20 protein-coding genes are annotated in these 18104 nt (G+C 35.2%); 15 read left to right on the forward strand and 5 right to left on the reverse strand.

All coding sequences use genetic code 11. The features are described from left to right. Positions 1-67: 67 nt before the first annotated feature. Complete coding sequence (locus GJU43_RS06740) at positions 68-655, reverse strand: Crp/Fnr family transcriptional regulator (RefSeq protein ID WP_154340023.1); 588 nt, start codon at positions 653-655, stop codon at positions 68-70. A 101-nt stretch (positions 656-756) separates the two neighbouring features. Here GJU43_RS06740 and GJU43_RS06745 point away from each other — a divergent pair, with 101 nt between their 5' ends. Both GJU43_RS06745 and GJU43_RS06750 read left to right on the forward strand, forming a co-directional pair. After that, complete coding sequence (locus GJU43_RS06745) at positions 757-1629, forward strand: AraC family transcriptional regulator (protein WP_154340024.1); 873 nt, start codon at positions 757-759, stop codon at positions 1627-1629. 256 nt (positions 1630-1885) lie between these two features. After that, positions 1886-2293: a cupin domain-containing protein gene (locus GJU43_RS06750; RefSeq protein WP_154340025.1), complete on the forward strand. Its 408-nt coding sequence runs from the start codon at positions 1886-1888 to the stop codon at positions 2291-2293. 141 nt (positions 2294-2434) lie between these two features. Here the strand turns inward: GJU43_RS06750 and GJU43_RS06755 are convergent, their stop codons facing one another. Next, the gene (locus GJU43_RS06755) at positions 2435-3022 is read right to left on the reverse strand and encodes a DUF4142 domain-containing protein (RefSeq protein ID WP_154340026.1); all 588 of its coding nucleotides are present in this window, start codon (positions 3020-3022) and stop codon (positions 2435-2437) included. A gap of 293 nt (positions 3023-3315) precedes the next feature. Between GJU43_RS06755 and GJU43_RS06760 the strand changes: the two genes are divergently transcribed. From GJU43_RS06760 to GJU43_RS06770, 3 genes are all read left to right on the forward strand, one after another. Further along, positions 3316-3555 (forward strand): Rho termination factor, encoded by a 240-nt coding sequence (locus GJU43_RS06760; protein ID WP_154340027.1) that lies wholly within the window; start codon positions 3316-3318, stop codon positions 3553-3555. Between the two features lie 28 nt (positions 3556-3583). Then, positions 3584-4681, forward strand: coding sequence for a DNA topoisomerase IB (locus GJU43_RS06765; RefSeq protein ID WP_154340028.1), 1098 nt, complete (start codon positions 3584-3586; stop codon positions 4679-4681). A gap of 136 nt (positions 4682-4817) precedes the next feature. Beyond that, positions 4818-5465, forward strand: a complete 648-nt coding sequence (locus GJU43_RS06770) for a DUF5661 family protein (RefSeq protein ID WP_154340029.1) — start codon at positions 4818-4820, stop codon at positions 5463-5465. A 75-nt stretch (positions 5466-5540) separates the two neighbouring features. On the opposite strand, the gene GJU43_RS06775 is transcribed toward GJU43_RS06770, so the two are convergent. Continuing rightward, entirely contained in the window at positions 5541-6005 is a 465-nt protein-coding gene (locus GJU43_RS06775) for a hypothetical protein (RefSeq protein ID WP_154340030.1), read from the reverse strand. Between the two features lie 188 nt (positions 6006-6193). Between GJU43_RS06775 and GJU43_RS06780 the strand changes: the two genes are divergently transcribed. From GJU43_RS06780 to GJU43_RS06790, 3 genes are all read left to right on the forward strand, one after another. Continuing rightward, complete coding sequence (locus tag GJU43_RS06780; protein ID WP_154340031.1) at positions 6194-6769, forward strand: ferritin-like domain-containing protein; 576 nt, start codon at positions 6194-6196, stop codon at positions 6767-6769. Between the two features lie 81 nt (positions 6770-6850). After that, positions 6851-7582 carry a DNA-formamidopyrimidine glycosylase family protein gene (locus GJU43_RS06785; RefSeq protein ID WP_154340032.1) on the forward strand — a complete coding sequence of 244 codons (732 nt, stop codon included), beginning with the start codon at positions 6851-6853 and terminating at the stop codon, positions 7580-7582. Then, on the forward strand, positions 7579-8292 hold the full coding sequence (locus tag GJU43_RS06790) for a DUF72 domain-containing protein (protein ID WP_154340033.1): 714 nt from the start codon (positions 7579-7581) through the stop codon (positions 8290-8292). Before GJU43_RS06785 ends, GJU43_RS06790 begins: the two co-directional genes overlap by 4 nt. A gap of 131 nt (positions 8293-8423) precedes the next feature. On the opposite strand, the gene GJU43_RS06795 is transcribed toward GJU43_RS06790, so the two are convergent. Continuing rightward, complete coding sequence (locus GJU43_RS06795) at positions 8424-8924, reverse strand: pyridoxamine 5'-phosphate oxidase family protein (RefSeq protein WP_154340034.1); 501 nt, start codon at positions 8922-8924, stop codon at positions 8424-8426. A 395-nt stretch (positions 8925-9319) separates the two neighbouring features. On the opposite strand from GJU43_RS06795, the gene GJU43_RS06800 reads away from it, so the two are divergent. Further along, entirely contained in the window at positions 9320-9667 is a 348-nt protein-coding gene (locus GJU43_RS06800) for a hypothetical protein (RefSeq protein ID WP_154340035.1), read from the forward strand. Positions 9668-9941: 274 nt separating this feature from the next. Next, positions 9942-10775, forward strand: coding sequence for a hypothetical protein (locus GJU43_RS06805; protein WP_154340036.1), 834 nt, complete (start codon positions 9942-9944; stop codon positions 10773-10775). Positions 10776-10834: 59 nt separating this feature from the next. Here the strand turns inward: GJU43_RS06805 and GJU43_RS06810 are convergent, their stop codons facing one another. Beyond that, a complete protein-coding gene (locus GJU43_RS06810; RefSeq protein WP_154340037.1) occupies positions 10835-11098 on the reverse strand; it encodes a SemiSWEET family sugar transporter in 264 nt (87 codons plus the stop codon). Between the two features lie 397 nt (positions 11099-11495). On the opposite strand from GJU43_RS06810, the gene GJU43_RS06815 reads away from it, so the two are divergent. The 5 genes from GJU43_RS06815 to GJU43_RS06835 are packed head-to-tail and all read left to right on the forward strand — an operon-like array spanning position 11496 to position 18073. Continuing rightward, a complete protein-coding gene (locus GJU43_RS06815; protein WP_154340038.1) occupies positions 11496-12713 on the forward strand; it encodes a response regulator in 1218 nt (405 codons plus the stop codon). A 24-nt stretch (positions 12714-12737) separates the two neighbouring features. Then, positions 12738-16307, forward strand: a complete 3570-nt coding sequence (locus GJU43_RS06820; RefSeq protein ID WP_154340039.1) for a response regulator — start codon at positions 12738-12740, stop codon at positions 16305-16307. A 17-nt stretch (positions 16308-16324) separates the two neighbouring features. Then, positions 16325-16690 (forward strand): response regulator, encoded by a 366-nt coding sequence (locus tag GJU43_RS06825; protein ID WP_154340040.1) that lies wholly within the window; start codon positions 16325-16327, stop codon positions 16688-16690. A gap of 7 nt (positions 16691-16697) precedes the next feature. Continuing rightward, positions 16698-17507, forward strand: a complete 810-nt coding sequence (locus GJU43_RS06830) for a protein-glutamate O-methyltransferase CheR (protein WP_154340041.1) — start codon at positions 16698-16700, stop codon at positions 17505-17507. Next, the gene (locus GJU43_RS06835) at positions 17489-18073 is read left to right on the forward strand and encodes a chemotaxis protein CheB (RefSeq protein ID WP_154340042.1); all 585 of its coding nucleotides are present in this window, start codon (positions 17489-17491) and stop codon (positions 18071-18073) included. The genes GJU43_RS06830 and GJU43_RS06835 overlap by 19 nt, the downstream gene beginning before the upstream one ends. Positions 18074-18104 lie beyond the last annotated feature (31 nt).

Here is an 18104-nt window from a genome sequence, read left to right on the forward strand (position 1 = left end):
AATGCAAATCTGGGGCAGAATAAGAAAAATAAAAATGAACTGGTTTAGGAAATAAGGTTGAACTGGTTTAACTTTTTGATGTTTTTCCGTTTCGGATTTTGCTGAGGTATTCTGTACTGAAACCCAGATACGAAGCCAGTGCGTACTGGGGAACCCGCCTGGCAATTGCAGCATATTTGCTCATAAATTCATCGTAACGTTCTTCGGCAGTTTTGGTAAAATTAGACAGGAGTCTTTTTTGCTGGAAGGCTAATGAGCGCTGGGTAATGATGCGTTCGAATTTTTCAAGTTTGGGAATTTCTGCCAAAAATCGTTGCTCGTCTTCATAAGCGATCTGAATGAGAATTGAATCTTCGAGTGCTTCTACAAATAAAGTAGCAGGTTCCTGATAGATCAGACTGCTGTAATCAGAAATCCACCAGTCTTCTATGGCAAAAGATAAGGTATGTTCTTTGCCTTCATTGTCTACAAGATACCCCCGTAACGCACCTTTAACGACATAACTTTTATGCTGGCATACAAAACCCGGCTGTACGATAAACTGTCTTTTTTTGACCTTTGTAATTTTCAAAAAGCCAGCCAGATGATTTTTTTCATCATCGGTCAGATCCACATATCTGGAAATATAATCTATAACGGGTAGTAAATCCTTCATCTGACAAAGATAAAATATTATTAATGGAACAGGAAGGATCTGTTTTTATTCTTTAACATTTGCAGATGTAAATCTTTGTTTGAATTTCATAACTTTGCCTTATGAAGGAGAACACTATTTCGGAACCACTTGATTTTAATACTTCTGACTTAAAGCTGAAAGGATTTAAAGTGTATGAGGCCGGAAACGATTGCAATGCCATACCGACTTATAATCGCAGGGATTTTTACAAAATCTGTATCAATACAGGTCAGAATATCATTCAGTATGCAGACCGGGGTATTGAAACCGACGGAACCATTCTGTTTTTCGGAAATCCGCATATTCCCTATTCCTGGGAAGTAATTTCTCCAGCCTATCATGGCTTTGCCTGTGTTTTTACCGAAGAATTTCTGAAGGTCAATGACCGTTCGGAAAGCCTTCATGAATGTCCGTTGTTTAAAATCAGCGGAACGCCAATCTTTTATTTATCGGCAGAACAAAAAGAGTTTGTGACTTCTCTTTTTCAGAAAATGATTGTAGAACAGGATACCGATTATGTGTTTAAAGACGATTTAATCCGCAATTATATCAATCTGATTATTCATGAATCGATGAAAATGCAGCCTTCGGAAAATTTCTTTAAACATAAAAATGCATCTGCAAGAATTACATCCTTATTTCTGGAGCTTTTAGAAAGACAATTTCCAATTGAAACTAAGAATCAGCCCCTTGTCTTGAAAAACCCGCAGGATTATGCACAAAATCTGGCGGTTCACGTCAATCACCTGAATCGTTCGGTAAAAGAAATTACAGGAAAATCGACGACAGCACACATTACCGAAAGAATTATCAGTGAAGCAAAAGCCTTGCTGCAGCATACCGATTGGAGTATTGCCGACATCGGATATTCCCTTGGATTTGAATATCCGAGTTATTTCAATAATTACTTCAAAAGGCTTACAGGAACGGTTCCGAAATCGTTACGGATGTAAATTGTTTCAAATTCTTAATTTTTTGTTTGAATTTCATTATTTCTGATCGGATTTACCGTAGTAAATTTGCCCTCAGAATACAGAATTATTGATCAGATTTCTTTTACCGTCTAAACATAAACTTCCATAAGCACACTCTCGCTTGATTTAGTTCCGGTACTGACAATAAAATAAAGCTTTATAATAAGATAAGGCTAATGGGCAATACTCAATAAATTTTTAAATAGAAAACTAAACTCAATTAATAACTAACTTTATGTCAACAAAATACACCACAGTTACTGAAGAAGGGAAAGTTTCGAATTCGTTTATGACGGGCGATGTTTCTTATAAAAAGCAAACCAGCGATATTCATCCCGAAAATACGCTGATCAAAGATGTTACTTTTGAACCCGGTTCGAGATGCAACTGGCATATCAACTCTAGTTTGCAGCTGTTTATCGCGACAGACGGAATTGGCTATTATCAGGAAAGAGGCAAAGGAATGAAATTGATCCATAAAGGGCAGGTGCTTACGGTATTACCTGGTGTAGAACACTGGTACGGGGCCACGCCTTTCAGCCGGTTTTCGCATATAGCCATTATTACGGAAATCGATAAAGGCAAAGGAATCTGGTTAGAAAGCGTAACCGACGAAGAATACAATAGTTTTGGGAAGAGTTAGTAAGGTACTAAGTCTCTAAGCTGCTAAGGTCCTGAGAAAAGAAAAAACTTAGAACCTTAGCAGCTCAGTAGCTTATAAAAAAAATAAACCCCTGAACATTGCTGTCCAGGGGCTCCCCAAAAAAAAATACCAATACCAATTCTATTTTTTGTCTAAGTTTTGTTTAAGCAATTTAGCATGTTCTAAATGTGCTGTTAAACCTGCAATGCTATTAGATGCCCAAACTTTTACGTCTTCATCTTTAGCATCCTCAGACGTTTTTCTTAGTTTATCAATTGCTTTTTCGTGACCGTCGATCATCATGTCAGCAAATTTTTTGTCAAAATCAATACCTGATTTTTCATTTAATTTATTGTACTCTTCCTGTCCTTCTTCAGTTAAAGATGTTGGAAGTGTGAAATTTTTTGCTTTAGCCAAAGCACTTACTTCAGAAGCAGACTTAGTATGCTCATCAACAAGCATTTTACCAAATTTTTTCACTTCTACATTCGTACTTTTAGTCTGAGCCAGTTTTCCGATTTCGATTTCAGCTAAATTCACTTCAGCGATATCTACTAAAAATTCAGAATCGTCTTTTTTATCTTCTATAGAGTCAAATTTGGCTTCATTAGTATCTTCAGCAACCTCTTTTGGATCTTCTTGTTTAGTTTCATTTTTGCAGGAATTCAGGAATATAATGATTAATCCGGCACCTAAAATAACTTTCCCTGCTAGTAGTAACTTTTTCATGATTTTATGGTTTAAATGTTATAGTGTAAAATTATTCAGAAAGGCTAAAGAATATTTTACACCATTTTTGAAAAATGTTACAGGATTTAAACATGCACCACTACTGGGGAATAATTTTCCATAAAAAAAGTATTGACCGCAAATCACTAGAACTATACTTCTTTTTTAAACTATTTGATTTGTAGTTAATTATGAAAAATTAATCAGAAATTGTATAACGAAATTCTTTTGGTTTATGAGGAATTTTGGGGCACCATATATACTTATCAATTCATCTAATAAAACGTATTACCATGCCAGATCCGGAAACTAAAAATAAGGAGCAATACCAGATACTTTTAAAAAAAGGGTACAATCAGGAAAACGCTCTACGAATTGCCAATACTCCTGGTTCAGGAGTAAAGGGCGATAAAACAAAATCTTATGAAGAATGGACAAAAGACGAATTATACCAGGAAGCCAGAATAGTGGGAATTCCAGGTCGTTCGTATATGTCTAAAAAGAGTCTAATCAAATCATTACGCAAAAATTAGAATGTAAAATTAAATTTCAGGAAATCATATGAATGCTAAAATCGCCCAGGGGAAACTAATGGAGCAATTAATAAAAGCACCACAATTAGTTTTAGAAAAATTAGATTTAGTATACGTAAATGATCACAAGCTTACAATACAACGTTGCAGAGAAGGTGAGGGTTTCGTATATAAAAAGAACGGCAGAAGTGTTAAAAGGAAAAGTGAATTAAAACGTTTTAACAGTTTAGTACTTCCGCCTGCCTGGGAAAATGTAAGGATAACAGATTTACCCAACGGGCATCTTCAGGCGGTAGGGACTGATGATAAAAACAGAAAACAATACAGATACCACACCAAGTGGAACCTGATTCGAAATCAGACAAAATTCTATAAAATAGCCGAATTCGGAAAGTTTCTTCCCAAAATCAGAAGGCAGGTCGATTTGGACCTCGAACAAAAAGAATGGGACAAAAACAAAGTAATAGCGCTTGTCATTCGGCTTATGGAGGAAACGCACATTAGAATCGGAAATGAAAAATACGCAAAAGACAACAAATCGTATGGCCTTTCGACTTTAAGAAAAAGACACATCAACATCGATCGGAATTCACTTCGTTTTGAGTTTGTCGGTAAAAAAGGAAAACAGCATACTATAACTACCAGAAATAAACAGCTGATCAAACTGGTAAGTCGCTGCGAAGAAATTCCGGGTTGGGAAGTTTTTAAATATTATGATGAAAAGGGAGAACGAAAAGTGCTCGACAGTCATATGGTAAACGAATACCTGCATGAAATTTCGGGACAGCATTTTAGTGCGAAAGATTTCAGAACGTGGGCGGCATCGCTGATATTTTTTGAAACCTTACTAAATATCGGAATTGCTGAAGAAGAAAAAGAAATTAAAAAAAATATTCTTACAGCGATCGACAGTACCGCCGAAGCATTGGGAAATACCAGAAGTGTCTGTCGAAATTACTATGTGCATCCGTTAATTGTAGCCGGTTACGAAGACGGTTCTATCCGGGAATATTTTGATAAAGTCCGTAAAAACAGAAGCAATCAAAAATATTTTTCACGTTCCGAAGTTGTTTTTTCCGAATTAATCGGAAGTTTTCAGCCCGAATTTTCAAACGGATTGAGCTAAAAATTGATCGTATAGAGTTAATGTAGTACGCTAAAAAACGGGAACTTTGAGACACAAGGAGTTTAGATTGGAAAGAAACGGCACATGTATCTTTTGGTAAATGTGTCGTTTTAATTTAAAATAAAATTATAAAGTTATGGGAACTAAAAGCGGTGCTTATCAGGATGTTTATATCAAACGGGAAGATGAAATGGTAAGTTTGAAAAATGATGTAACAGATTTTTGTGAAAAGTACATCAAACCTGTTCATCCCGAGAATTGGGACTGGTCGGTAAGGGATTTCGAAAATCCGGAAAACGATCCAACAATTGACGAAGCGAGAGCGATTGCAGCTGTTGTTTATAACGATTTAAATAAAAATAAGGATACAGATGTTGATTTGTCTACGATGAATAATGTCGAAGCGATTAAAGCTTATTTAAATCCAAAAAGCAAATACGAAAAGTTCAATATGGAAGAATTTGCTTTTGCCTTAAAAGTCGAATTAGAACACGGAAGGATAAAAGATGTGAATGTAACCAGCAATCATCCGTTTCTGACTGCGATGATCGCACTGGCACATATGACCGAAAGCCTGACGTATTACAAAAGATTAGCCGTTATGGAAGCGCAGGCTGAAATTTATGAAATCATGCGTAAAATAGAAAGTTCTGCTACAGGAAAAGAGGAATGGTATAAAGAATTAGGGAAAGCCGAACAGGAATTAAACGAAGCCAGATCCGGTCTTGCAGAACGCCTGGAAAAAATGGATGAGATTCCTCCTTTGGAAAAAATCGGGGATTAGGTTTTTAATACTAATACTGACTCAAAATAGAAAAAGCCGTTACAACATGGAACGGCTTTTTATTTTTAGCCCCGGTTAAAATTTTCGGGGATCATTGTCCGGATAATTATCACCGGCGTCTTCTTCTTCTTCAATTTCATTTTCTTCAAGGTCATCTTCCAGATCATCGTCATCTTCGTCCTGATCAATATCTTCGAGATCTTCATCTGTTTCGGTAAAGTCATCGTCAACATCTTTAGGATTGTCGAATTCGTCATTTAAATCCTCATGATCGTCATCGTGTTCAATATCACCGGGAGCATGAAAGTCATCGTCCAGATCATCAATTTCATCATAATCGCCTTCATCATTGGTGATTTGTTCCTGATCCGGGATTGCTTTATTGGGATCATAACCATTGGTGGTACGGCCATAATTTTTAACATCGTTGTAATTATGGTTTCCTTTTCTTATTTCGTCATTGCTATACAGAACTTCGTTCATGATAGCATTTTGCTTATTTAAGTTAGCAGTTCTCATTTTTTTATCTCTAGTCTCCATGATAGTTAATTTTAATAGTTTGTTTTACAAATCTACTGCCTGATGAATACTTTTTTCTTATAGAATTTTAATTGCTAATTCTATAATTTACAGATGTTTATATTGTAATTTAAGCGAAAAAGGCTGTAACAAATTCGTTTTCATTGCATGTAATTTTACCATTATTAATTATTCAAATAAATCATATCATGGAAACTAAAAGTAAAAAACAGACTACACCAAAACAAACTGTCAAATCGGGTGTAACGAAACCAAAATCAAATGCTGCTTCAGGACTAACAGAACTTTTTGAAGATGGGCTAAAAGACATTTACTGGGCCGAGAAAGCTTTAACAAAAGCAATTCCGCTAATGGCAAAAAATGCTGCTTCTCCTGAGTTGATTGATGCCTTAAACAATCATTTGACCGAAACAGAAGAACAGATAACGCGTTTAGAAAAGGTTTTTGAATCAATCGGTAAAAAAGCAACTGCCAAAAAATGCGATGCCATGGAAGGTTTAATTGAAGAAGGGAAAGGTATCCTCGAGGAAACTGAACCTGGCGTAGTGCGTGATGCAGGGATAATTGCAGCTGCCCAAAAAATTGAACATTATGAGATTGCCACTTACGGTACGTTAAGACAATTTGCCGAGACCCTTGGTTTTACGGAAGCCGCTGCTCTTTTGGAGGAAACATTGGATGAAGAAAAAGGAGCTGATAAAAAATTAACGGAAGTTGCCGTAGCTGCCATCAATATTGAAGCGGCGGAAGAAGATGAAAAGTAAGCTGCTGTAAAAGAAAAGTGTTGTTTTTTTACGGCACTTTTTCTTTTATAATTATGTCTGTATTATAAAAATAGAATTCCCATGCCCGAAGGTCCGTCAATCGTAATACTTAAAGAAGAAACACAGCAATTTACAGGACAGAAAGTAATTTCTGTTTCCGGAAATAGTGCTGTTGATATACAAAGAATAAAAGGCAAAACCATAGCCTCTTTTAAAACCTGGGGAAAACACTTTTTGATTTGTTTTGACGATTTTACAATTAAAATTCATTTGCTCATGTTTGGCACCTATCGGATTAATGAGCGAAAAGAAACCACACCGCGATTAAGTTTGATCTTTTCGAAAGGTGAACTTAATTTTTATACCTGTTCCGTCAAAATTCTGGAAGGGGATATTAATCTTCATTACGATTGGAGTGAGGATATAATGAATAAAAACTGGGATCCGCAAAAGGCAAAACAAAGTCTGGATAAAATTCCAAAGCAAAAGATCTGTGATGCCTTACTCGATCAGAATATATTTTCCGGGCTGGGCAACATTATCAAAAATGAAGTTTTATACCGTTGCTATACCCATCCCGAATCTTTGGTTGGGAAAATTCCACCCGAAAAAGTAGCAGAACTGATTAAGGAATGCTCTGTTTACAGTTTTCAGTTTTTGGAATGGAAAAAGAAATTTGAACTAAAACAGCATTGGCTTGCACACAGCAAAAGTGTCTGTCTGCGCTGCGATCTTCCGTTTACAAAGAAGTATACCGGAGTAAAAAAACGAAGAAGTTTCTTTTGTACCAATTGTCAAAATTTATACCAATGAAAAAAGAGTTTTTAACCGGATGTTCGAGTTACAATAACCGCTATTGGAAAGGCATTTTCTATCCTGAAAATCTGCCCGCTTCCAAATGGTTTGATTATTATTGCCAGCATTTTGATACGTACGAAATGAATGGAACCTTTTACAAATTCCCTACCATAAGAATATTCGAAAACTGGTATAAAAAAGTCCCGGAAAATTTCCTTTTCTCCGTAAAAGCACCAAAAGAAATTACGCACATCAAAAAGTTTCAGGATTGTAAAACGTTGCTGTCTGATTTCTATGCTATTTGCGAAAATGGCCTGCGTGAAAAATTAGGACCGATATTGTTTCAGTTGCCCCCAAGCTATGATTTTACGGAAGAGAGGCTGCAAACTATTATAAAATCAGTCGATACAAAATTTCAAAACGTAATTGAATTTAGGCATAAAAGCTGGTGGAATCAGCACGTTTGGGATGCTTTTACAGCGCATAGAATTACTTTTTGCAGTGTCAGTTATCCTGGATTGCCGGAGATGGTCTTAACGGAATTTCCAATGGTTTACGTTCGGCTGCACGGCGATAAAAAGTTGTTTTATTCCGGTTATGCAACAGAAAAATTAGAAGAAATAAAAAAGGTAATTTCAGAAGCCCCTAAAAATGCTTTTGTTTATTTTAATAATACAGCAAATGTGGAGGGGATTTTGAATGCTTTAGAATTTAAAGCGTTGTAATTTCTTCTGTAAAAGAGAAACAAAAAAGCAAATAAGCCATTAAAACGAAGGAGCAATCCTATTCCTGCATTCGCCTGAATAGGATTGCTCCTTCGTATGAAATGAAAAAAAATATATAAAGAAGAGAAATTTTACAATTTCAAAGTTCCTTCAATTCCGTCATCCATGGTTTTTCCGCTTACAAATGCAGCGGTCATTTTTGCAATGGCAACCACTTTTCCATGTTTGTTGTTCCAGTAGTAACCATCTTCAGGTACTACTTTAATCACACTCAGATTCGGATCGTCAATTCCGCCCGGCATCCAGATTTTAACAATAGGATCCCATAATTCCTCAATGATTTCGCGTTTGTAAAGAATTGTTGCTGTTCCATGTAACGTTAAAAACTTATCATGTGGGGCAGCAAAGAAGATTTCTACCTGCGGATTTAGCGTAATCTCTGCATTTTGACTGCTGTTTCGATCCGATAAGAACCATAATTGTCCCAGTTCATCAATTTTCTGAACAGACATCGGACGAGATTGCAGTCTGATGTCTTTATATGTACAAAACATACATGTTTTTATATCTTCTGCCAGATCTTTTATTTTATCTGCAGCAAGTTCATCTGTAAGGTCTTTATGATCTCCCATAACTTTGTTTTTTAATGTATTAATTAGTTAATTTTCATACAATAGCTAAATTCATCATTTGAATTTCAGCTATTAATTTGATAAAGATAAAGTTGAGGTTTTTACTCTTTTTTTCGGTTACAGAATTCTTATTATAAATTATGAGATTTCAATTTATTTAGGGTTGAAATTTAAAATAAAACAAGTAGTTAGAAATATTGATTGTGGTATGCCTTGCAACCTAAATGACATTTTATAGCGTATAGCATTACAAAAAGATGTAAGCCTTTTCGCTGCGCCGTAACGTATATTTAATTTTTTAATGAGCTAAGATTTAAATGTTTTGAGTTAACTTTTTCAGGTCTGATTGATGAAATTTGAAGAACAGATTACAAAACCTATTAAAATATAAAATCATGAAAAAGGAGTATTCAAAAAACGAAACCGACTATATCAAAAAATACCAGGATGAAGGATATACGTCTAACTTCCTGTTTCAGGACGGCACTTTCTTAGATTCAGAAACTAAAAACAGTTATCAGCCGGAGGAAATATTTATTGTTGCCCACCATCGCTACGAAGGAATGAGTGATCCTGATGATATGTCAATCTTATATGTAATAGAAACTAAAGATGAGAAAAAAGGAACGCATTTGATAGGATATGGACCAACTGCTGATTTGGAAGAAGCAGAATTCTTTAAAGACATTCCAAAAAAGAACTATTCTAAAAATGCAGACATTAATGAAATTGCTTCAGAGTAATGCATTCCGGAAGTTTACTACAAAAGACATAACTATTTTATTTTGCTGGGAAGAGCAGTTATTCAGGAGAAATTTCGGAGTAGCTGCTTTTTCATTTAAAGACTACTAAAGTATGAATTTACGCTCAACTACAAATTTTGAAATATATCAGCAAAATTGTATAACAATTTGATTTGCAATAGTAACGAAATTTGAAATATCAAAAGCGATAAAAACCTTAAGCCGGTTTTGTACTTAAATTAATACTAATTGTTTGTTTTTAAAGAGAATCAAAATGAAAAAACTATACTTAAATACTGGTGGAATCAATACTATTTTTACTGATCTCGAAAGTTCGTTTGAAGGAACTTTAACGGCTGATAATGAGGATTACAATTTAGCTGTCAATTCAAAGTGGGCAAAAGGGACAATCAGTGGAATGAGTTTTGAAAACAAAATGTCGTACATACAGTTTGATATGATTTTTTCCGATGAAGTAACTTTGAGTATAGAATCTTTTCAATGTGCCCCCGTTTTTTTTGCTTATTGTTCTGCCGGAAATCTGAAACATAGTTTTGGGGCTTATGGAAACAGTACCAATCTGAAAAAAGGGCAGTCCGGAATAATGAGCAACAATACAACAATCAATAATGTTCTGTATTTTGAAAGAAACAAACCCGTTAAGATTTTATTAATCGGCGTTCCTACGGCAACATTTCAGTCGGAAGATGCTGATTTGCTTTCCAAAATATCAAAAATGTTTATTAATTCTTCAGGCAATTATGTCTATGTTGGCGCGCAAAACCATAAAATTAGTGAAAAAATAAAAGAGTTTGATTGTATTCCGCAGAAAGGGATTGTCAAAAATCTGCTTAAAAAAAGTATCCTAAGCAGTATCGTAGCGATTGAAGCGATGCAGCACAGTTCTAATTACAGCGCAATGATTACACCCATTTTAGATTTAGCAACGAAACAGATGGATGAAATCAAAAGAATATCACAGGTTAATATTTCTGAAGTATTACATTCTATCGGACATGCAGGAAGAAATTACCTTCCAAGACTTTTCAGAGAGAAATACCAGCTTATTAATAAATACGCTCAAAATTCGTTAGCTAAAACAGCCTGATATAACCTTAACTTGTAAGACAAAAAACAGCTTAAAACAAAGCTGTTTTTTTTATGGGATTACTTTTCCTTTTCGTAATAAATTATAAAATACACCATTATTAAATTTAGAAAAAGAGATATGCTATTGGTGATAATGATCGGTATATCATTTTTAAGAAAACCATAAAATATCCAGGCAGCAATTCCAAAAGTGAGCACACTAAACGTTAAAAGTGAAATTTCTTTTACTTTTTTAGTTTTCCATACTTTTAAAATCTGCGGAATTACCGATAGCGTGACACATATACCGGCAAGAAGCCCGACAAAATTAATTAAATTCATATTTTTTTAAAATAAACCCGGATATTTTTAAAATGAAAGAGCACTTTAAAAGTAGCCTTAATTTTTACGAAGTATTAACTGTATTGCCACAAAAGCTACCCTGATAAAGTGGTACGCTTTTATTTTGTACGAAAATACAGTTGCCATAATACCTGAGTTTAAAATGCGGGGCAATTCTAATCACTTAACAATCATTGGAAATTTAATTCATTCGATCCAAACATGGGAATTATGAAACTATTTCCGTTTACGATAAAAAAAAATTTTAGTTTTTTTTTATAAATTTGGAACTTTTGTCAGCTGTTTTTTACATAACAGCAGGTATTTCCAAAATAAAAACCATTAGAAACGAATTTTAGTTTTAAAATTTAATTCAATAACGTTTTACACCAATAAAATGATATTAATCGTAGATGATATTAAGGCTAATATAATTGCCTTAAAAAAAACGCTGGAGCTGCATAATATACAGGTAGACACAGCAGAGTCCGGTGAAGAAGCGTTGAAGAAAATTTTAAAAATTGACTATTCTCTGATTATAATGGATGTTCAGATGCCGGGATTAGACGGTTTTGAAGTCGTTAAAATTCTTTCCGGAAACAAAAAGACAAAAGAAATACCCGTAATATTTTTGTCTGCCATCAGCATCGAAAAAAAGTACATCTTTAAAGGATATGAAACAGGTGCCGTAGATTATGTTACCAAACCGGTAGATACAGATTTACTTATTTTAAAAGTAAAAACCTTCATCAAGATTTACGAGCAGAAAAACGAATTGAAAGTAATGAAAGATTTACTTTCAAAAGAAATTAAAATTCGAAAAGAAGCGCAGGAAAACCTCGAAATCAAAATTGCGGAAAGAACCAAAGAACTGGTTTTGAAAAATGAAGAACTGGAACTCAAAAACCACGAATTGCAGCAATTTTCCTGGGTAGTTTCCCATGATTTGAATGAGCCCCTGCGGAAGATTCAGATATTTATCAAAATTATAAAAGAACTTTACTTAGTATCTGATGCAAAAGCAATTGATTATGTAGACCGCACGGTAAAGGCTGCCGAAAGAATGCAGACTCTTATTACAGACTTACTGGCCTATTCCAGATTATCATCAAAAGTAGAACCGGAAAAAACAGATTTAAATGTGGTTTTACAGGAAGTACTTTCCGATTTTGATTATCTTATAGAACGTAAAAATGCGGTCATAAAAACAAGCGAACTTCCCACAATAGACAGTATTCCGAGCCAGTTGAGACAGGTATTTCAGAACCTGATTGGTAATGCCCTCAAGTTCTCCGGAAATGTAGATACCCCCCTTATTACCATTACTTCAGAATTAATTAAAACAAAAGATATTGAGGGTGAGGTTTCACCGGACGGGAAATATTGCCGAATCATCGTTGCAGATAACGGAATTGGTTTTGATGAAATTTATCTGGATCGTATTTTTATTATTTTTCAAAGCCTGAATGATCGTCAGACTTATGAAGGTACCGGAATTGGACTGGCAATTGCTAAAAAAATAATAGAAAAACACAACGGATTAATAACGGCCAAAAGTCAATCCGGTAAGGGAGCCAGTTTTATCATGGTCTTACCGTTAAAATATGAGAATTAAAATTAAATAACCGGATTAAAACCTATGAAAAACAATTTTAAAAGGAATTTACTAATTAGTTCATTGATTTCGCTGTTGGTATTGACTATCAGTTCTACAGCTTCCTATATTAGTATAAAAAATTTGCTGGACAGTAATTTCTGGGTAAAGCATACTCAGGCGGTTATTTACAATTTAAATCAGGGATCATTCCTGGTTACAGATGCTCAAACCAGGATGCGTGGCTACCTGATCAGCGGAGACGAGCAATTTGTAAAAGATTACACTAATTCTGAAGCCAGATCAAATGCTTATTTCGAAAAGCTTGATGAACTAACTATTGATAATCCGGAACAGCAGAAACTGATTAAAGACTTAAAGCCACTCAGGGCTAATTTCTTTAAATATTTAAACAACCAGATTGTAAAGAAACGTTTTGGAAACAAGAATACCACTTTTGACCTTGAAGTAGGAATAGAGATGATGGATGAATTAAGAAGTTATTTCAATCGCATCGAAAAGATCGAACAGGTTCTGTTGAAGGAACGGAACGAGACTTCAGACAGGTACGGAACGTACAGTATTATCCTGATTGTAGTTGCTTTTATTATTGCCTTTTGTATTTCGATTCTCTTTTTATCCCGAATTTTAAAAGATTATAACGAGCGTTTAGCCCTTCAGCTTGAGCTGGAAAAGAAAGACAGGGAAACCGCTGAAAGAATTTCTGCCATTAGTACCATTGCCTCTAATATTTCGAATGGAAATTATGATATTAAAATAGAAGATACCAAGGCAGATGCTCTCGGAAATGTTGGAGAATCCCTAAATAATATGGGGGCTTCCCTGAAAGCTTCTTTTGGTTTATTGTCTGAAAAAGAATGGCTGCAAAGTGGTATTGCAAAATTGAATAATGTCATGCTGGGCGATAAATCAATGAATGAATTATGTAAAGATGTTATTGAATTTTTATGTACGTATACCAACAGCAGTGCAGGTGTGATGTACATTCTGGAAGGCGATGAACTTTTTGCGACGGCAGGATATAGCTATATACCGACGAAGAACAGAGAGCGTATTCAGAAAGGTGATGGTTTATTGGGACAAGCCATCATTTCAGGTAAAATATTAGAATTAAAAACAGTGTCATCCGATTTAATTCATATTAATTATGCCCTGGGTGAAATAAAACCGACTCACGTTGTCGCGCTTCCTTTATTACACTTAAGAGTAGAAGGAGCACTGGAGCTGGCTAGTATTTACGGATTCTCTGATCTTCACATGGAATTCCTGAAATTAGTAGGGAATAACATTGGTATTGCAATTAAATCAACTCAAAACCGAAAACGTGTTTTAGAATTACTGGAAGAAACGCAGTCACAATCAGAAGAACTGCGTATTCAGCATAGTGAACTGGAGGCTATTAATGCCGAATTAGAAGCGCAGACAGAGAAATTGCAGGCCTCCGAAGAAGAATTAAGAGTACAACAGGAAGAACTGGAACAAACCAATGAGGAACTTTCGGAACGCAGTGTTTTACTGGAAGAAAAAAACAATGAAATTCAGAAAAAATCGGAAGCTTTAGAACTGACAACACGTTACAAGTCTGAATTTTTGGCCAACATGTCGCATGAATTAAGAACACCTTTAAACTCTATTTTGCTTTTAAGCCGATTATTATCGGAGAATAATAGTCAGAGTATGAACAATGAAGAAATTGAGTTTGCAAAAGTAATTCAGAGTTCCGGAAATAGTTTATTGGGCTTAATTGATGAAATTCTTGATCTGTCTAAAATTGAAGCCGGTAAAATGGAACTTGAATTTATAGATGTTTCGACCAAAGAAATTACAGATGGCATGTATAACTTATTCTCGTTTGTGGCGAAAGAGAAAAATATAGGGTTTGAGATTATCTCAAAAGATGCCCCAATTGTCATAAAAACAGACAAAATGAGATTAGAACAGATTCTTAAAAATCTAATTTCAAATGCCATAAAATTTACCGAAAAAGGATCTGTGAGCCTGGAAATTAAAGTAAACGACGACGACGATAAAATCATTTGTTTTATCGTAAAAGATACCGGAATCGGAATCCCGTTAGACAAACAGCCCCTGATTTTTGAAGCTTTCCAGCAGGCAGACGGATCTACAAAACGCAAGTACGGCGGAACTGGTTTAGGATTATCGATAAGCAGGGAACTTGCAAAATTATTAAGAGGAGAGATTATCCTGCATAGTACAGAAGGCGAGGGAAGCAGTTTTACCTTATGTTTACCTGTTTTCGGGTCAATTATTAAAAAAGTAACGGTAGAGAAAGCCCCTCCCGCAGAAATTACTGCAGCGGAGTCGGAAGAGTTGAAAACAGTCAAAAATAAATACATTTCTCCTGTCATTCCGGCTGAGATTGAAGATGACAGAGATGCTATTTCCGAAGAGGACAAGGTAATTTTGATTGTTGAAGATGACATTAATTTTGCAAAATCACTTCTGACCTTTAGCAGAAATAATGGTTATAAAGCCATTGTTGCAGTTCGTGGGGATTATGCTTTAAATTTTGCGATTATCTACAAACCAGTCGGGATTTTACTGGATATTGAGTTGCCTATAAAAAGCGGATGGGAAGTGCTGGAGGAATTGAAAAATCACGGAGAAACCAAACATATTCCCGTGCATATCATGTCATCGCATAAACTAAAACAGGAAAGTTTACTGAAGGGAGCTATTGATTTTCTTCATAAACCGGTTGCATTTGACCGCATTCCGGAAGTTTTTACACGTATTGAACATATAATAAACAAAGAATCGCAAAAGGTTTTAATTATTGAAGATAATCCAAAACATGCCAAAGCACTGGCCTTCTTTTTAGAAACGCATGACATCAATTCTGAAATTAAAAGCGAAGTTTCTGAAGGTTTGCTGGCACTTAACAAGAAAGAAGTGGATTGTGTAATTCTGGATATGGGAGTTCCGGATGCCCATTCTTATGAAATTTTAGATGGTGTCAAAAAGAGTCCGGGCTTAGAAAACCTGCCCGTAATTGTATTTACAGGGAAAAGTTTATCTCTAAAAGAAGAAGTTAAAATTAAAAAATACGCCGATTCTATTATTGTAAAAACCGCTCATTCGTACCAAAGAATGCTAGATGAAGTATCTTTGTTCTTACATTTGGTAGAAGAAACGAAAGGAGCAGACGGTAAAAAAGAAAGCCATAAAAAGCTTAATTTGCTTAACAATGTATTATACGACAAAAAAGTCCTGATTGTAGACGACGATGTTCGAAATATATATTCGCTGACCAAAGCGCTGGAGACTTTTAAAATGAATGTCATCACAGCCTTTGACGGAAATGAAGCCATCAAAATATTAGAAGAAAATCCGGATACCGATATCGTTCTTTTAGACATGATGATGCCTAATATGGATGGTTACGAAACGGCAGAAAAAATACGTACAATTCCTAAATTTATTACATTGCCATTAATCGCGGTTACGGCAAAAGCAATGACAGGTGACAGAGAAAAGTGTATCAGGGCGGGTGCATCAGATTACATCACAAAACCAGTTGATATAGATCAGTTATTGTCGTTGTTGCGGGTATGGTTGTATGATAAAATTTAAGGTAAAAGCAGTAAAAAATGAGTAAAAAACGAGTCTTAATTATTGACGATGATTCAAGAAACATCTTCGCTTTGGTCAATACCCTCAAGGTTAAATCATTCGATTGTTTATCTTGTTTAAGTGCCGAAGAAGCCTTAAAATTGTTACAGACAGAGGAGCAGATTGATGCTATTCTGATTGATATGATGATGCCGGAAATGGATGGTTACGATGCTATTCCGTTAATAAAAAGAATACCTTCCAGAAAAGATACGCTAATTGTGGCCGTAACGGCACAGGCTATGACCGGTGATAAAGAGAAATGTCTTGATGCAGGTGCTGATGATTATGTCTCAAAACCCATTGACGTAGACAAACTGCTTGAAGCATTATCAAAAATTTGAATTTATTATGATTGAAGATATTGAGTTAGAAACGCTTATAAACGATATTTACGAATATTACGGTTTTGACTTTGGAAGTTATTCCAGGGCATCTCTGAAAAGGCGTGTAAACCGAATATATCAATTAGAAGGATTCAAAAATTTTTATGAATTTTTATCCAAAGTCAGGTACGATCCGGAGTATTATAAAAATATGATTGACGAAATTACAGTCAATGTTACTGAAATGTTTCGTGATCCGTCTTTTTATAAGATCGTCAGAAATGAAATTTTGCCTCAGCTGGCACCAAAACCTTTCATTCGTTTGTGGCATGCCGGTTGTTCCAGTGGCGAAGAAGTGTATTCGATGGCCATTATGCTAAAAGAAGCAGGACTTCTTGATAAGTCGATTATTTATGCGACCGATATCAATTCTAAAGTTTTGGAAACGGCCAAGAAAGGAATTTTCCCTTTGCGAATGATGAAGGAATACTCCGAAAACTATCGGGATTCGGGAGGGCAGGAGGATTTTTCAAAATATTACATTGCCAACTATGGAATTGCCAAGTTTAATGAAGAATTGGCCGAAAAAATGGTTTTCTCTCAGCATAATTTAGTATCAGACAATTCATTTAATGAATTCGATTTTATCCTGTGCCGCAATGTTTTAATCTATTTTGATAATAATTTGCAAAAAAGAGTTATCAATTTATTCGACGAAAGTCTTTCCATTTTGGGATTTTTGGCTTTGGGGACAAAAGAAACTATAAAATATTCTATATCTACCACTAAATATAAACAGTTAGAGAAAGAAAAAATATGGCGGAAGATCAAATAAATGCAAAATGCAAAGTGGTTATTATCGGAGGGTCTGCGGGAAGCCTGAACGCTTTGATGCAAATCCTGCCGGATATATCCGTTTTAAATTCTTTCGCTCTGGTTATTGTGCTTCACAGAAGAGGAACAGACGACATGACGCTGGAAGAATTAATAAAAATAAAAACAGAAGTTCCCGTAAAAATCATAGAAGACAAAGAACCTTTAGTGCCTGGTTTTTTATATGTCGCGCCGTCCAATTACCATTTATTGTTTGAAAAAGAGGAGACTATGTCTCTCGACACTTCAGAAAAAGTAAATTACAGCCGCCCCAGTATCGATGTTACTTTTGAATCTGCAGCTGAAATTTACGGCGACAGCCTGATTGCAATTTTACTGTCAGGTTCTAATGCTGACGGAACAGAAGGATTAAAAACGATTCAGAAAGCCGGAGGAATCATTGTAGTTCAGGATCCGGATTCGGCAGATATGCCTTTTATGCCCAATAATGCCATCAGACACACTACACCGGACTTTATTTTGAATACCGATGAAATCTTAAAATTTATCATTTCAGTGAACAATTAAGCATTCGCCAAAAGATTATTATTCGATAACA

This window comes from Flavobacterium sp. LC2016-23, assembly GCF_009674775.1.
GTDB lineage: Bacteria > Bacteroidota > Bacteroidia > Flavobacteriales > Flavobacteriaceae > Flavobacterium.

Excerpts from the sequence above, each read along its gene's own strand:
- GJU43_RS06795 (WP_154340034.1), bottom strand. The coding sequence starts at position 8,924 with ATGGGAGATCATAAAGACCTTACAGATGAACTTGCTGCAGATAAAATA.
- GJU43_RS06805 (WP_154340036.1), top strand. The coding sequence starts at position 9,942 with ATGAAAAAACTATACTTAAATACTGGTGGAATCAATACTATTTTTACT.
- GJU43_RS06745 (WP_154340024.1), top strand. The coding sequence starts at position 757 with ATGAAGGAGAACACTATTTCGGAACCACTTGATTTTAATACTTCTGAC.
- GJU43_RS06835 (WP_154340042.1), top strand. The coding sequence starts at position 17,489 with ATGGCGGAAGATCAAATAAATGCAAAATGCAAAGTGGTTATTATCGGA.
- GJU43_RS06780 (WP_154340031.1), top strand. The coding sequence starts at position 6,194 with ATGGAAACTAAAAGTAAAAAACAGACTACACCAAAACAAACTGTCAAA.
- GJU43_RS06790 (WP_154340033.1), top strand. The coding sequence starts at position 7,579 with ATGAAAAAAGAGTTTTTAACCGGATGTTCGAGTTACAATAACCGCTAT.
- GJU43_RS06820 (WP_154340039.1), top strand. The coding sequence starts at position 12,738 with ATGAAAAACAATTTTAAAAGGAATTTACTAATTAGTTCATTGATTTCG.
- GJU43_RS06755 (WP_154340026.1), bottom strand. The coding sequence starts at position 3,022 with ATGAAAAAGTTACTACTAGCAGGGAAAGTTATTTTAGGTGCCGGATTA.
- GJU43_RS06775 (WP_154340030.1), bottom strand. The coding sequence starts at position 6,005 with ATGGAGACTAGAGATAAAAAAATGAGAACTGCTAACTTAAATAAGCAA.
- GJU43_RS06785 (WP_154340032.1), top strand. The coding sequence starts at position 6,851 with ATGCCCGAAGGTCCGTCAATCGTAATACTTAAAGAAGAAACACAGCAA.
- GJU43_RS06830 (WP_154340041.1), top strand. The coding sequence starts at position 16,698 with ATGATTGAAGATATTGAGTTAGAAACGCTTATAAACGATATTTACGAA.
- GJU43_RS06800 (WP_154340035.1), top strand. The coding sequence starts at position 9,320 with ATGAAAAAGGAGTATTCAAAAAACGAAACCGACTATATCAAAAAATAC.
- GJU43_RS06810 (WP_154340037.1), bottom strand. The coding sequence starts at position 11,098 with ATGAATTTAATTAATTTTGTCGGGCTTCTTGCCGGTATATGTGTCACG.
- GJU43_RS06770 (WP_154340029.1), top strand. The coding sequence starts at position 4,818 with ATGGGAACTAAAAGCGGTGCTTATCAGGATGTTTATATCAAACGGGAA.
- GJU43_RS06750 (WP_154340025.1), top strand. The coding sequence starts at position 1,886 with ATGTCAACAAAATACACCACAGTTACTGAAGAAGGGAAAGTTTCGAAT.
- GJU43_RS06825 (WP_154340040.1), top strand. The coding sequence starts at position 16,325 with ATGAGTAAAAAACGAGTCTTAATTATTGACGATGATTCAAGAAACATC.
- GJU43_RS06760 (WP_154340027.1), top strand. The coding sequence starts at position 3,316 with ATGCCAGATCCGGAAACTAAAAATAAGGAGCAATACCAGATACTTTTA.
- GJU43_RS06740 (WP_154340023.1), bottom strand. The coding sequence starts at position 655 with ATGAAGGATTTACTACCCGTTATAGATTATATTTCCAGATATGTGGAT.
- GJU43_RS06765 (WP_154340028.1), top strand. The coding sequence starts at position 3,584 with ATGAATGCTAAAATCGCCCAGGGGAAACTAATGGAGCAATTAATAAAA.
- GJU43_RS06815 (WP_154340038.1), top strand. The coding sequence starts at position 11,496 with ATGATATTAATCGTAGATGATATTAAGGCTAATATAATTGCCTTAAAA.